Source organism: Streptomyces sp. NBC_01197 (genome assembly GCF_036010505.1).
Lineage (GTDB): Bacteria > Actinomycetota > Actinomycetes > Streptomycetales > Streptomycetaceae > Streptomyces.
In genome coordinates this window covers 15,416-29,033 of record NZ_CP108570.1, presented here as the reverse complement: position 1 = coordinate 29,033, position 13,618 = coordinate 15,416, and the positions used below count along the sequence as shown (strand labels likewise).

Annotated in this window: 13 protein-coding genes; 9 read left to right on the top strand and 4 right to left on the bottom strand. The window is 69.5% G+C overall.

Translation table 11 applies throughout. The features are described from left to right. Nucleotides 1-376: 376 nt before the first annotated feature. From OG452_RS34985 to OG452_RS34975, 3 genes are all read left to right on the top strand, one after another. Entirely contained in the window at nucleotides 377-664 is a 288-nt protein-coding gene (locus OG452_RS34985) for a hypothetical protein (protein WP_327299959.1), read from the top strand. A gap of 1,450 nt (nucleotides 665-2,114) precedes the next feature. Further along, on the top strand, nucleotides 2,115-3,290 hold the full coding sequence (locus OG452_RS34980; protein WP_327299958.1) for a hypothetical protein: 1,176 nt from the start codon (nucleotides 2,115-2,117) through the stop codon (nucleotides 3,288-3,290). A 153-nt stretch (nucleotides 3,291-3,443) separates the two neighbouring features. Then, complete coding sequence (locus OG452_RS34975; RefSeq protein WP_327299957.1) at nucleotides 3,444-3,836, top strand: hypothetical protein; 393 nt, start codon at nucleotides 3,444-3,446, stop codon at nucleotides 3,834-3,836. Between the two features lie 6 nt (nucleotides 3,837-3,842). On the opposite strand, the gene OG452_RS34970 is transcribed toward OG452_RS34975, so the two are convergent. The 3 genes from OG452_RS34970 to OG452_RS34960 all read right to left on the bottom strand — a co-directional run bounded on the left by OG452_RS34970 (nucleotide 3,843) and on the right by OG452_RS34960 (nucleotide 6,127). Beyond that, nucleotides 3,843-4,763: a recombinase family protein gene (locus OG452_RS34970; protein ID WP_327299956.1), complete on the bottom strand. Its 921-nt coding sequence runs from the start codon at nucleotides 4,761-4,763 to the stop codon at nucleotides 3,843-3,845. A 189-nt stretch (nucleotides 4,764-4,952) separates the two neighbouring features. Further along, a complete protein-coding gene (locus OG452_RS34965; RefSeq protein WP_327299955.1) occupies nucleotides 4,953-5,321 on the bottom strand; it encodes a VOC family protein in 369 nt (122 codons plus the stop codon). A gap of 32 nt (nucleotides 5,322-5,353) precedes the next feature. Next, nucleotides 5,354-6,127 (bottom strand): oxidoreductase, encoded by a 774-nt coding sequence (locus tag OG452_RS34960; RefSeq protein ID WP_327299954.1) that lies wholly within the window; start codon nucleotides 6,125-6,127, stop codon nucleotides 5,354-5,356. 69 nt (nucleotides 6,128-6,196) lie between these two features. On the opposite strand from OG452_RS34960, the gene OG452_RS34955 reads away from it, so the two are divergent. After that, nucleotides 6,197-6,787, top strand: coding sequence for a TetR/AcrR family transcriptional regulator (locus OG452_RS34955; RefSeq protein ID WP_327299953.1), 591 nt, complete (start codon nucleotides 6,197-6,199; stop codon nucleotides 6,785-6,787). A 36-nt stretch (nucleotides 6,788-6,823) separates the two neighbouring features. Here the strand turns inward: OG452_RS34955 and OG452_RS34950 are convergent, their stop codons facing one another. Then, nucleotides 6,824-9,979 carry a Tn3 family transposase gene (locus OG452_RS34950; protein WP_327299952.1) on the bottom strand — a complete coding sequence of 1,052 codons (3,156 nt, stop codon included), beginning with the start codon at nucleotides 9,977-9,979 and terminating at the stop codon, nucleotides 6,824-6,826. Between the two features lie 160 nt (nucleotides 9,980-10,139). Between OG452_RS34950 and OG452_RS34945 the strand changes: the two genes are divergently transcribed. From OG452_RS34945 to OG452_RS34925, 5 genes are all read left to right on the top strand, one after another. Beyond that, nucleotides 10,140-10,502, top strand: coding sequence for a hypothetical protein (locus tag OG452_RS34945; protein ID WP_327299951.1), 363 nt, complete (start codon nucleotides 10,140-10,142; stop codon nucleotides 10,500-10,502). A 434-nt stretch (nucleotides 10,503-10,936) separates the two neighbouring features. Then, nucleotides 10,937-11,113, top strand: a complete 177-nt coding sequence (locus OG452_RS34940) for a hypothetical protein (protein ID WP_327299950.1) — start codon at nucleotides 10,937-10,939, stop codon at nucleotides 11,111-11,113. Nucleotides 11,114-11,334: 221 nt separating this feature from the next. Further along, entirely contained in the window at nucleotides 11,335-12,492 is a 1,158-nt protein-coding gene (locus tag OG452_RS34935) for a hypothetical protein (protein ID WP_327299949.1), read from the top strand. Nucleotides 12,493-12,494: 2 nt separating this feature from the next. After that, a complete protein-coding gene (locus tag OG452_RS34930) occupies nucleotides 12,495-12,878 on the top strand; it encodes a hypothetical protein (RefSeq protein WP_327299973.1) in 384 nt (127 codons plus the stop codon). Continuing rightward, complete coding sequence (locus OG452_RS34925; protein ID WP_327299948.1) at nucleotides 12,875-13,618, top strand: nuclease-related domain-containing protein; 744 nt, start codon at nucleotides 12,875-12,877, stop codon at nucleotides 13,616-13,618. Before OG452_RS34930 ends, OG452_RS34925 begins: the two co-directional genes overlap by 4 nt.

Sequence of the window (13,618 nt, the reverse complement as noted above, 5' to 3'; positions counted from 1 at the left end):
CCTCACCCAGGGATGTACCCGCCAGCGTAGGGCGTGCACCAGGCCGCGGCCGCCGATCCTCCTTCGAGCCAGGCAGAGGAGGTCCGGGCAACCACCTTCAAGAAGACAGATCACCGAACTGCCCCCACGCACATGGGGTTGACGAGTCTCCACTTGCGGCCGATGCCCCCTCAGGCCGCACCAGGAGAGCGGAGAGCGTCAGGACTTCATCCGTGAGGGTGGAAAATCTGCAGGATGCTCACACCGCTTCAGAGAGCCTCTGAGCTGCGGCTGTACGTGAGACCGCATCAGAAATGAACAACAGAGGCCAGAGAAATCTTCCGCAACACGCCCAACAGGGTACGTACATGAATCGATGTCATGGCATGATTCGATCATGGCCCGGCCCTACGGAAGTCGAAGCACGCGCGAGCGGGAGTACATCCCGCCGACGCCTGACGCGAAGTCCAAGGACAAACTGGTTCGTTTGTCCCCCCTTGTCCCAGTCGAGATCCACGCAACGGCATTTCAGAACGCCCGAGCGCTCGGCATGACGATGGGACGGTACGTGGCGGAGCTGATCCGCCGGGACCAGGTCGACGAAAACGGCGTGCCGTTGTGGGCGCCGGAGACCGAGACCGAAGACCAGGCCGGAGAAGCGGCGCAGTTACCGCTGACCGGTTGAACAACCCGTAAGACTCCGGGAACGCCAAGAAGCCCTGGCTTACCACCAGGGCTGGCGTTCTCGGCGGACCGCAGAGCAATGGCGACCAAACCCGCTCTGTACGTCCTTCGCAAAACCGTCAGGTGGCCGACCAAAGCCGTCTGACAGACCACCACCCAGTCCGCCCCGCCGCCGGATTACCAGTCCAGCGACACACACGAACGAACAGGAGGTGCTACTCCCCAGAAACCCCAAGACCGGGCCCGCCCTTCGGCGTAGGCCCTTCAGAAGCGACAGGCCCCCTGCGAGGGGGGTCCGGCTCTTTGTTGTCTTGTGACTCCAGGAGGAGGTACCGCTCATCGTAGCGGACAGCCGCTGCGCTGGCATCGGAGGACGACGTGTCGAGGGTGACTCACCCAACCGACAAGTCGACTCCATTGCGGCGCAAGCCGACACACCGGCCCGAGCCCCGCCGTTCCTGGGCGCCCAGTCGTAGCAGGACGCGGGCCCGCCACAGGTGGCGCGGGATCGTGACAGCACCCATGGGAGACCGGTCCCAGGAAACCGGCCCGAGGCCCAGCGCGTGGCGAGCGCAGGGAGTCCGGATCCAGCCCGCGGTTGAGAACGGTCCGCGATATCAAGACCGACCCCGGCCATAGCCACCGGGAGTATGAGGCAGAGGCGCTCAGGCGTGACCCGCTGATCGGGCACGTAGGGGCTCTGTAGACGCTAAATGGTGAATCGAGCAGCAGCCGAGGCCGGCCTTGCCCGGGGAGTGATCCCCGTGGCGAACAAGGTGGACCCGAGCCGGTGGGGGAGCAGATCCCCCAGAGACACGACCTCTCAGCGCTGACTGCATATCCCGGTCCCAGGGCGAGCGTGACAACATCCGTGGCCCGATCGAAAGCTTCCATACCGTGTATGGGCGTACCGGAGAACCAGTTCTCCAACCCGATCCCCTCCTAGTGAGACGGCAGAACCCCTACGGGGAACCCTCTGTCGTTTCACTAGGGGGGGGTCTCCGCTCCACCCGAGCCAGAGCACCCGGAGCATCGCGGAGGGTGCGCGGGTGGAGCGAAAAGAACAGCCGAGTTTACTCGTCCAAGCCTTTCGGCCGGAGGCCGTGAAAAGGAACGTGCGAAGCTCCTTATCCCGCGCTTTGGGGCCCGATCAGGCCCGGTCCCACCGGAGTTGCGGTTGAAGGACAGGAGAGCCTGATCGGGCCCCAAAGCTTGTCCAGTCTGAGCGAAGCGAAGTCCTTTAGGCCCGAACAGACGTTCCCTATTCGGTCAGTCGGCCAACTCTCCTGACCACCCTCGGGCCCCAGTCGATTCTCTTTGGTTTTCCTTCTCCGATGAGCCGACCGCAGGGCTTGTTATTACTTTCGGCCAACTTGTGTCAACTGGTTGACACTTACCTGAAACACCGTCAATCTGTTTACGTCAGACCGAACTCAGCGAGGAGAAACTGGATGAACGAGACCGTTTCCGTGCCGCATGTCGAGGTGGCCACCTGCCGGGCGCCGCGCCTCACCGTCATCCCTGTGACGGAGGTGATCCCCTCCGAGCCGGTCCACGGCGCTCCCGCGCCGGGCAGTTACCAGCACGTCCTGCTGAACACCGTCACAGGCGAACTGAGCTGGCACGAGAGCACCCAGCACCGGGAGCCGTGGAACTCCGCGTGGCGGGCCGTCAACGACGTCCCCCGCGAGACCTGGAAGCGCTGGCACCCGGGCAAGCTCTACCTGCCGGGCGACGGCCACATGTGGTTCGAGCCGGTCCCCGAGCTGCTGAGCTGGACCGTCGACAGCGGCTTCACCGGTCACCCGTACCTCGACGTCGAGGCCGCCAACGCCCTGTTGGAGCTGGTCGCCCCGTACGCCCAACAGCTGCTCGACGGCTTCTTCGAGGCGGGGGGAGAGCTGGACTGGTCCGTCGCCTCCGCCCGCGCCGGCCGCCAGCTGTGCCGCCTCACCTCCCGTCACCGCGAGGCCGCCCAGCCGGAGGTCGACGCCGACCTGGTGAACTTCGCCGCCATCGTCGAGCGCTTCCCCCAGGTCTACCGCCCCGAGATGCTGGGCCTGTCCCTCGACAAGCTGGCCGAGGAATGCGAGTACCAGACCCGCTACATCGGCGCGAACGAGCACTGGCACCAGGAGGTGAAGAAGGTGTTCGGCACGCCCTACCGGGACGGCAGCGGCGTGTACCTGCAGGTGCTGGGCGTGCGCTCCTGGTACCGCACGGTCCTGATGAACGGAGACCCCCGGCCGGCGCGGGATTTCGCCGACTGGGACGTCGAGCACAAGGTTCTGGACGCCAGCGGCATCACCTCCGAGACCACCGACGCCGCCACGAACACCTGGATCGAGCGCGAGGAGATGCGCGCCGGGCAGCAGGGCGTGCGCCTGTTCGGCACGAAGGAGGCCGCCTACAGCCACCGGGCCCGGCTGCGCGAGCAGGACTGGGACCGCCTCGCCGTGGTCGGTGCCGAGGTCGCCCGGCTGGAGAAGTACGTCGCCGAGCGCCGGCAGTTGGCGGGCCGGGCGATCGACTGGGGCCACAGCGACTCCGACATCGCCGGGCGGGCCCGCATGTCACGGCAGGCCGTGCACAAGCTGCGCGAGAAGACCGGCCACGAGCAGGCGTGACCCCACACCCGAACACCACGGCGGCCGGAGCCATTCGAGCTGGCTCCGGCCGCCGTGCCCCGCACTGAGAGGAACCGATGAGCACCACCGACCACTTCGCCCTGCTGCGCGCGACCGCCGCCGTCCGCGACGAGCACGACCAGGAGCACGCCCGTGGCTGACCTGCAGCTGCACATGAGCCCCGAGGTGCGCGCCCTGCTCGGTCCGGAGGGCCTCACTCGCGCCGCCGAGGTCTCCCTGACCAGCGGTCAGTGCGTCCTCTGCAGCCAGCCGTTGACCGGGACCGTGAACATGGTGGTGCGCACGGGCGGCACCTACACCCACGTCGTTTACGTCCACGCCCGGTGCGGCCCCTCCCAGGTCATCCAGATGGGTCCCGACTTCGCCCCGGCCGAGCCCGCCGACGGCTACACCATGACGATGACGGCCGCTGTCCTCGACCACGGCGGCGCCGACCTGCCCGTCCTGGTCTCCGAGACCGTCGGGAAGGTGTACGTCGTCACCGACAACGGTCCCGGGGATCAATCGAACCGTGGTTGGCGCTGAGATTGATCATGGTTCGGCGGTGGCCCCGAGGGCGTTGACACGGTTCGCGTACTCGCGGCGGGCCTTGCGCTGTGCCGGGATCGCCGAAGTGTTGTCGAGCGGCTGGCAGCGGTCGAGGAGCTGGCGGTGTACGGGGAGGACGGCACTGACGCGCAGGGTGTAGCCCTGGCCGCGCCGTACGGTCACGCCCTCGCTGAGCGCGGCCCGCTCGGCGGGCTCCAGGTCGGTGGTGCGAAGGAAGTCGGCGACCTTGCCCGGCATGTCGAGGGCGACCGGCAGCTCCGGGGCGGGGGCGTCCTCCTCGATGGCGATGCGGTCGGGCATGAGGTCGGTGACCGCCGTGCGGATCGCGCCGCGGCTGACGCCGTAGTCGCGGGCGAGGGCGGCGATCGAGCGGCCCTTCAGGTACGCGGTGCGGACGGCGTCGGTCTTGTCGGCCCCCATGGCGGGGCGACGCCCGCCTTTGCTGCCCTTGGCCTCGGCGGCGCGCAGTCCGTCGTAGGTCAGCTCGCGCTGGAGGTCGCGTTGCAGTTCGCCGGCAGCGGCGAGGGTCTGCACCATGAACTTCACCGTGGACAGCAGTTCGCCGGTGCGCGGGTGGCGGGCAGTGAGGTCCATCGCGGAGAACGCGCCGTCGTGGATGCGCAGCGCCACCTGGTCGCGGTGGAGGACGTCGAGCACGTCGAGGATGTGCCCGGTGCCGCGTACGAGGCGGAACATCTCGGAGATGTGCACGATGTCGCCCGGCCGCGCGTATGTGAGCAGTTCGCGGAACTTCGGCCGCTGCAGCGGGTGGAGGCGGCTGGAGGTGCCGCCGTCCTCCTCGAAGACGACCGGGTCCTCGATCCCGGCCTCGTCCAGGACGAGGTTCTGCCGGGCGGTCGACTGCTGGTCGGTCGAGACCCGCTTGTAGACCAGGTTCGCCACCGAGAGGCCCCTTCCGTCCGGAGGATCGGACCCTATCTGTCGTCAAACCCTGTCAGCAATCACCATCGGATCTGATTGGATTCGAGCCGCCGTGAACCCCCGGATTGCACGGGTTCATTGGACGCGTCGGCAGCCTGTCGTCAAACGAACGTTTGACGACAGGGCGCGGCTCGGTGGACGGCGACCGGCTCAGGTCGAGCGCAGACAGAAGGGGTGTCCGGCCGGGCTGGCGTAGACACGGCTACCGGTGCGGGTTTCCGGGGTGATCTCGTCGGTGGGCCGCAGTCGGGTGGCGCCGGCGTCGGTGGCCGTGCAGTCGGCGGTTGCGAGGTCGTCGACGCCGAAGTCGAGGTGCATCTGCTGGGAGGTGCCGTCCGGCCAGTTCGGGGCGGTGTGTCCGGGGGCGGACTGGACGACGATCACCGGGAGGCCGGGGGCCTGAACGAAGTGGTGGGTTGGCGTGGGAGTGAGGGAGCCGCCGAGCAGCCGGTGCCAGAAGGAGCTCTCCTTCTCGATGTCGGCGGCGTCGATGATCACGGAGGTCAGGGTGATGGGCATGGGGTTGTCCTGTTCGTGCTGTCGGTGGTTGCTCAGACGGTCGGGATGATGCCGCCGTCGACGCGGAACTGTGCTCCGGTGAGCCATTTCGCGCGGCCGGAGGCGAGGAAGGCGATCATCTCGGCGACGTCTTCGGGATCTCCGGGGCGGCCCATGGGGACCTTCAGGTGGTCCACGATCTGCTGCGTGACTTCCTCGGTGGTCACGCCCTGCGCCTCGGCCATGTGCCGGAGGTGGGCGGTGGCGCCGTCAGTGACGACGAAGCCGGGAAGGACGCAGACCACACGCACCCCGTGCGCGCCGACCTCGGTGGCCAGTTCGCGGCTGTAGGTGTTGAGCGCGGCCTTGGCGGCGGCGTAGGACGCCTCGGTGCGCTGGGGAAGTTGGCTCGCGATCGAGGAGACGTGCACGACGACGCCGGAGCCCCGCTCGACCATTCCCGGCACCAGGGCCCGGTCTAGGCGTACCGCGCTGAGGAGGTTCATCTCCAGGTCCGCCTGCCAGGATGCGTCGGACCGGCTCAGGGTCGGCGCCGGGGCGCTGGCCGCGCCTGCGTTGTTCACAAGCACGTCCACTCCGCCCACCTGTTCGACGACCCGGCGGCCGAGCTCGGCCACGCCCTGCTGCGTCGAGAGGTCCGCCGGCACGAAGGTGGCGCCCCCGCCCTCCTCGGGTCGGCTGCGGGAGGCCGTCAGCACGGTTGCGCCTGCGGCGACAAAGCGGCGCACGGTCGCCGCGCCCAAGCCCCGGCTGCCGCCGGTGACCAGCACTCGCAGGCCGTCCAGGCCCTCGTCGGTGTTCGGCATGGGGAATCCCCTCCGTAAGATGAACCTGACTCCGGAAACGGTACACGTAAACGGAACCAGACTCACCTTATGGGGGTTCTCTTGCCGGCATCACGCCCGCTGCGCGCCGACGCGCGACGCAACCGCGAGGCACTGCTGTCCGCAGCCCGCCAGGCGTTCCTCTGCGGCGACACCGACGCGCACGTCGAGGACATCGCCCGCAGCGCCGGCGTCGCCGTCGGAACGCTCTACCGCCACTTCGAAACCCGCGAAGCGCTGATCGAGGAGGTCTACCGCAAAGAGGTCGACGACCTGTGCGCCACGCCAGGCGTCCTCCTGGACCAACACACCCCGGAGGAAGCGCTGCGGCGCTTCCTGCTGCTGCTCGTGGACCACGCGGCGGTGGGCAAGGGGATGTCCAGTGTGCTGGAAAGCATCATGGCGACAGACTCACCGGTCTTCGACGACGCACGCACCCGTATGGCCAACGCCCTCTCCCTGCTGCTCGAAGCCGGCAGCGCGGCCGGCACCGTCCGCGACGACGTCACAGGCTCCACCCTGTTGCGCGCCCTGGGCGGCATCTGCGGAATGCGCGCCACGGAGGGCTGGTTGGTCGAGGCCCGGCAGATCACCGCCCTCCTCTTCGACGGCCTGCGACACGGCGCCCCGCAGTCACCCTGAGTCAGGGGCCGCGCGCCGCCGACCAGGTCCTGCCCGTCACTCCTGACCGCTCCCGTCGTCGTCCTCGTCCAGCTCCGGCGAGTCAGGGTCGCGCAGCGGGCGCAGGGCACCGGCGGCCGGGACACTGGCGGTGAAGTTGTAGCGGCCGAGCACGTTGAGGTTGGCGTGCTTGAGCGGGGAGACGCGGGCGACGTCTTCGTCCAGGACGTCGTGCTCGCGCTCCTCGGTGGGCAGGGCCCACAACTCCTCGACCGCGGCGTCGAGATAGCGAGTCGTCCACAGTACGGCGGCATTCAGCACAAGACCGAGCGCGCCGAGCTGATCCTCCTGGCCTGTCTTGTACGCCTGCATGATCTGCCCGCGCTTGCCGTGGCAAATGTCGCGGGCGAGCTTGTGGCGGGACTCCTGCACGGTGAGCTGCCGGTTCATCTGCCGCCGGTAGGTGTCGTCGACCGGGTCGACGACCCGTAGCAGGTGCAGAGTCTTGGCGATCCGCCCGTACTCGGCGAACGCGTTGCCCAGCGGGGTGGGACGTCCCTCGCGGCCGAACATCCGCAGCAGATCGTACGCCCGCACCTGCCCGGTCACCAGGGAGCCGACCACCCTGAGCATGTCCGGCCAGTGCGTGATCACCTTGTTCAGATTCACCTTGTTGCAGGCCAGAGGCTCCAACGGCCCGTACCCACCGGTCTCCACCCCAGGCAGCTCCGCCCGCCAGAACCTCTGGTCGGCCAGGTCGCGGAAGCGGGGCGAGAAGTTGTAGCCGAGCAGGGAGAACAGGCCGAACACCATGTCGGAGTAGGAGGCGTTGTCGGTAGCCACCATGTCCGGCTTCACCCCGGCGTCGAGGTTCAGCAGGGTGTCCAGGATGTGCAGGGAATCGCGCGGGGCGCCGGGCACGACCATCTGCCCGATGCCCGCTACCTGGTCGTTCACGGCGTTGAGCCAGGTGATGCCCCGTTTGAAGTGGTAGTACTTCGGCGACGGACCGGCGTTGATGGTTCGCTTGGGCACTACGAACCGCAGCCCGTCGACGGACGCGAGCAGGCCGTCGCCCCAGTGCTCCACGATCGGCACCCGCCCCTGGGCTTCGATCAGCTTCGCGTTCGCCGCGGCGATGGTGTCGGCGCGCAGGTAGTACTGGTCGACGTGGACCAGCCGGGCCCGGGTGAGTGCCTCGTCGTCCGCGTCGATGACGGGGGTGTAGCCGATGTTGCACGCCTCGCTCACCAGCAGCGCGACCAGGGATGTCTTCAGGTTCTCCATCCGGGTACGGCCGTCCCCGAGGTGCACGAAGGCGTCCAGGAACCCGGTCCAGGAGTCGACCTCGAACAACAGGTCCGGCAGGTCGATCTTCGGGAGCATCTTCGCGGTGGTCTTGCGCAGCCATTTCAGGGACTCGCTCTCGCCGAGCGCGCCGAGCCTGTCGACGTTCAGCTTCAACCGGCCGTTGGGCTGGACCTCGAAGCTGAGCTTCGCGTCCTGCCCGGCCTCCTCCAGTCGTTCGGCCATCAGCTGCCAGGCCGCGTCCAGGGCCCGTACCCGCCCGGCCAGGTGTTCGGCGACCGGCTCGTCCAGGCTCAGGCCGTGCAGTACATCCTCGGAGACGGCCTCCCACTGCTTGCCGTCCAGTAGACGCGCCCGCGGGTCCGCCCACCGGTTCGACGGCGAGGCGAACACGTCGCGCCGGTTCAGCGCGCGGAACAGCTGCTCCAGCACGCACACCGCATACGCGTCGCGGTCCACCGCGCCCTCGGGCAGGTCCGGGTTGGAGTACACCGGCTTCTTCCAGGCTGCCGGCACCAGCTTGGCGTCGATCTCACGCGGCAGCAGCGGCTTGGCCTTCACCTTCCGCCGAGCCAGTACCGGGAGGCGCTTCACCGCCTCCAGAATCCGCTTGCCGCCGGAGGCCGCCCCCAGCGCGGGCGACTCCCCGAGTAGCAACAGGAAGGGGCGAACAGTGTTGTAGCGGGTGGCCAGCAGGCGTCGCATCTCTGCCTCGGCCTCCTCGTCCGCAGGCCCGATCAGCTCTCCCAGCAACGCCGAGGCGGCCATCACCTCCTCGCGCGGCCCGATCGCCGTCTCCAGCGCCCGCCACATCGCACTCGCATCGAGGTCGGTGCCGCTCTCGGTGATCAGGTCCAACTGCTCGCTCCACAGCCGGAACACCCCGTCGAGCATCCGCGACGCCTTCGCCATGCGAGGCCGGGCCGCGAGCCAGTCCCGGTCTGTCGCCCGCCGCGCGGCGCTGATCAGCTTCACCTGCATCAGCACCGAGAACAGATCCAGCGCGTCGTCGATCGCGGACGCCTCCAGGTGCCGCACTACCGACGTCAGTAGCGCGGTGCGCTTCGGCTCCGGGGTGCGCTCCAGGATCGGCGCCTTCGACCCCAGGCCGACCCGTGCCAGCGTCGCCAGCCGGTTCGGCGGCACCTTGTCCAGCTTCACCCGGCCCAAACGGAACGCCGAGATCTCATCCACCCGCTCCAACGCCTTCGCCAGGCCCGCACCCGTCGTCCGCGTCGGCGGCCGGCGCAGCCGCTCCAACTCCGAGATCCGCCGCCCCTCCGGCACGCCGAGCAGCGCCACCAGATCGGCCGACAACGACGCGTCCGCACGCCGCGCGGCGCCCGCCACCGTCGCGTACAGCCGCTTCTCCGCGACCTGGCGCACGGAGGCGACCTGCTTGGCCAGCACGCTCACGCCCGGCAACAGCACCCGGTGGCGCCGCAGCCAGCCCACCGCCTGGTTGAACAGGGCCACCGGCCCCTCGGCGCCCGTCCACGCCCGTCCGTGCAGGAACGCGCGGAACTTCCGGCCCCACTCCGCGTCCTCGAACGGGTGGTAGCCGTAGGCGTCCCGGATCTCCCACGCGTGCTCGTACGCCGTCTTCGCCCGCTCGGTGTACCGCTTCACCACCGACGCGTCCTCGATCTGCAACTGCGCGGTCAGATGCTCGACGACCGACCACGGCACGTCCAGCGGGTCGTCCACCAGGAACCGGCCGACGTACCGGACGGTGCACATCTGCACCGCGAACCCCAGCTGGTGCGCCGTCGTGCGGCGCAACGCGATCAGGTCCCGGTCCACGTCGTCCAGGAAGAAGAACCGCTCCAACTCCGGCCGCGTCGGCTCCTCCACGAATCGTCCGTACGCCTCGGCCTGCTCATCGCTCAGAAATTCCACCGGCACGCGGCGGACGGTAACTACCCATCATCCGGGCCCACTGGGCTTTCGGAGAAACCTGAACCCGCATCCCGAAGTTGTGCTAAATGGCCATGATCAATCTCAGCGCCAACCACGGTTCGATTGATCCCCGGGGCCGGACAACCCCACCGGCGAGCTGACCAACGTGGTCGCCAGCCACCTGCTCGCCCAGGGCTTTCAGTTGGTCACCCGGCTGCGCCAGGCCCCGCCACAGGTCGCCGAGTGGATCGGCGTGCTGCTGCTCGGTCACGGCCCGGCCGGCGAGGACGGGCTGCTGATCCTCGACCCCGACGGCAGGCAGTTCTTCACCGGGTCGGTCGAGTTGCCGGACGGCTGGCTGCAGCTGGCCGCCCGCTACGGGTGGGCCGTGCTCTACGTCGGCACCGTCGGGCTCGACGAGCTGCGCCACGACGACAAGGCCGCCACGAAGGCACTGCGCGCCGCCGCCCAGACCGGGCAGCTGGTCGGCGCCCGCATCGCCGTCGGCACGCCGCCGGCCGCCGAGTAGCCGCGCCACAGAACGAGGATGGGGCGGGACCAGCCGGTCTCGCCCCATCGGTCTGCCCGGCGGAGTTCTGAGCGTTTTGAGCGGCCTCTACGCGTGCACGCGCGAGGACTCCGCCGGGCAGACCGATGCCTCCGGCGGGCCCGCTCTCCGAGGGGGCGGGGGGAGCGTCGCCGCCTGCCAGTCGGTGGGGGGTCGGGGTGAAGGTGGGTCGCGGTGCACTCCCTCGTCGATTGGGCCCCAGAGGGTGCCACGAACCCCGGGGAGCGCTCCAAGGACGCCTACGGCGCCGCTGCGCGGTCGCGCGAGCGCGATCCTTTCCGGCACCCCGAGAACCGCGGCAGCGCTACGCGCGCCCAACCGACGAGGGAGCACCCCGCTCCGGCCCGAGCCATGGCGCAGGCCGGATGAGCAGCGCCCAGGGCCCGTGATCCTCCGTGGCCAGCCGCGCGCGCGGCTGCGGGTGCTTCGAGCTGGGAAAGACAGCCAGCTACGGAAAAAGGGGAGCCGGTGGCGAGACGCCGGCCGCCGACTGCCGGCCGGACCCGGGGCCGGTCGACGAGGGCCACCGCCAGGAGGTCGAGGACCACCAGCCCGGCCGCGACGCCCGGTGAGACGAGCCCAAGCCCCCGTACGACGCCCACTGAGCACGGCAAGCCGTGACACACCGCCAGCGGTCGCCGCGACCGGCACCCAGACGGCCGCGATCATGCCGACACTCCCTAAAGCATTGCGTTTCATTGCATCGCAGGCAATGCAATGCATTGACGGAATGCAATGCAATACATTAGACTGGAGTCCTGCGCAACCCACCGCGAAGTAGGAGTTCTTGCAGATGAGCGAGCAGCAGACCGAGCAGACCGACGAGGCCCGCACCGAGGAAGCGTCGCAGTGCGCGTTCCCCGGGTGCACGGTCCCGCCGGTCCCCAAGGACCCCACGGCACCGGGCCGGGCGCCGAAATACTGCTCCGACCCCGAGCACAACGCGATGAGTTCCTTCCGGGCCAAGCGCGGGAAGAGCGGCGGCACCAAGCCCGCCGAGGAGCCGTCCGACCGCGTCGTCACCGACGCTGCCCGGACCGCCGGCATCGTGCAGGGCACCGTGCTGCAGAAGGTCGACGAGCTGCGAACCGAGCTGGCCCGGTACGTCGACCTGCTCCAGACCGTCACTGACCCGGAAGCCGCCGAGGCCGAGGTCGCCGCCGTCGCCGCGACCGCGGACTCCCAGGTCGCCGAGTGGCGAAAGAAGACGACCACCGCGAACACCGAGCGGGACGCGGCCATGCGCCAGCGCGACCTCGCCCGCGCCGAGACCGAGGAGGCGCAGGAGGCCGCCGAGCGCGCCATCACCCTGCTGGAGGAGGGGACGACCCGGTTCGAGGAGAACCTGGAGAAGGCGCGGGCGGAGGCGGAGGAGCGCATCCAGCGCCTGCAGGCCGAAGCCGACCAGGCCATCAAGAAGGCGACGGACGACGCGGAGCAGCGGGTCATCGACCTGCAGGACGAGGCGGACCGGAAGGTCGCCGACGCCAAGGACACCGCCGCCAAGGAGGTCAAGGCCGTCGAGGACGCGGCGGGGAAGGCCAAGGTCGAGTCCGACCGTCAGGTCCGGGAGATGGAACAGGCCGTCAAGGACGAGAAGGCCGCCGCCGAAACGGCCAGGGCCGAGGCGGAGAAGGCGGTCAAGGCTGCGCAGGACAAGGTCACCGTCGCCGAGGAAGCGGTCCGTGCCGCGACGGCCCGCGCCGAGCAGGCCGACCGGGACGCCGAGACCCGTGTCACCGCAGAGAAGGAGCGCCGTACCGAGCAGGAGAAGGCGCACGCGGCCGAGCTGGGCCGGGCCGTCGAGCGGCAGCGCGAACTGGCGGACCAGGTCGACACGCTCCACACGACCGTGAACGACACGAAGGACGAGAAGCGCGAGGTGCAGACGCAGCTCACGCTCGCTCAGGCCGAGGTCAAGCGCCTCACGGCCGCCGCCGGGGGCAAGTGACGATGGTCCCCTACGTCCTGCTCGGTACGGCACTCCTGCTCTCGCTGGTCAGTCCGTGGATCCACCGCCGCGTCCGCCGGCACTGGGCCGAGCGGGACCAACGGGTCGCCGCTGAGCACCGCAGGCTGCAGCTGGTCAATGCGACCGACTGGGCCATCAGCATGTCGGTCCGGGAGAGCTTGAACCGCCAGGTCACCGACTGGCGCGCTCCCCGGATCATGCTCATTAGCGCGGCCGACGTCACCCGCCGGGCCGAGGACGACTTCAACCTGCAGATCAGCCGCGAGGAGGCGCACGCCCTGCTCATGAACCGGCTGGAGTTCCGCGGCCACCTGCAGACCACTCTCGTCACCGACGACCACGACCAGCAGGAGGGGACAACATGACGACCACACCAGGTCGCCGCGGCGGAGCCGGGGCAAGCGCCCGCCGCCAAGGCGAGTTACAGCGCGCGGCCGAGCGCGCCGCCCAGCACCACCGCGCGAAGTGGGCACTGCCCCTGACCGCCGCAGCCGCCGCCGTCATCGGCTGGGCCGCCGGCACCGTGACCGTGTGGCAGCTCGGCGCCCTGGTCGCCGCCGCCGTCCTCGCATACGGCATCCGCCAGACCTACCGCCGCCAGCACAACAGTTGGACGTCCGGCGCGAACGGCGAGGAGGCCACCGCCCGGCTGCTCGCACCCCTCGCCCGCCGCGGCTACGCCGTGCTGCACGACCGGGCCATCCCCGGGTCGAAGGCCAACCTCGACCACCTGGTCGCCGGGTTGTTCGGCGTGGTCCTGGTCGACAGCAAGAACTGGCGGTCGAAGAAGTCCCGCATCACCATCAACGGCGGGCTGCTGCGCTACGGCCGCTACGACCAGACCAAGGCGCTGAAGACCGTGGTGTGGGAGGCACAGCAGGCCGCGAGGATCCTGGGGGTGCCGGTCCGCCCGATCCTCGCCGTGCACGGCGCCAAGGTCCCCGCCACACGCGGGCGCACCGAGCTGCACGGCGTCACCGTGATCGAGGCCAAGAAGCTGCGCGGGATGCTCTCCGGACTCCCCGCCCAGCCCGGGTGGGACGCCGCCCGGGTCACCGCCGTGGAGCAGCTGGCCGAGCAGGGCCTCCCCCGGCACAGCAGCTGA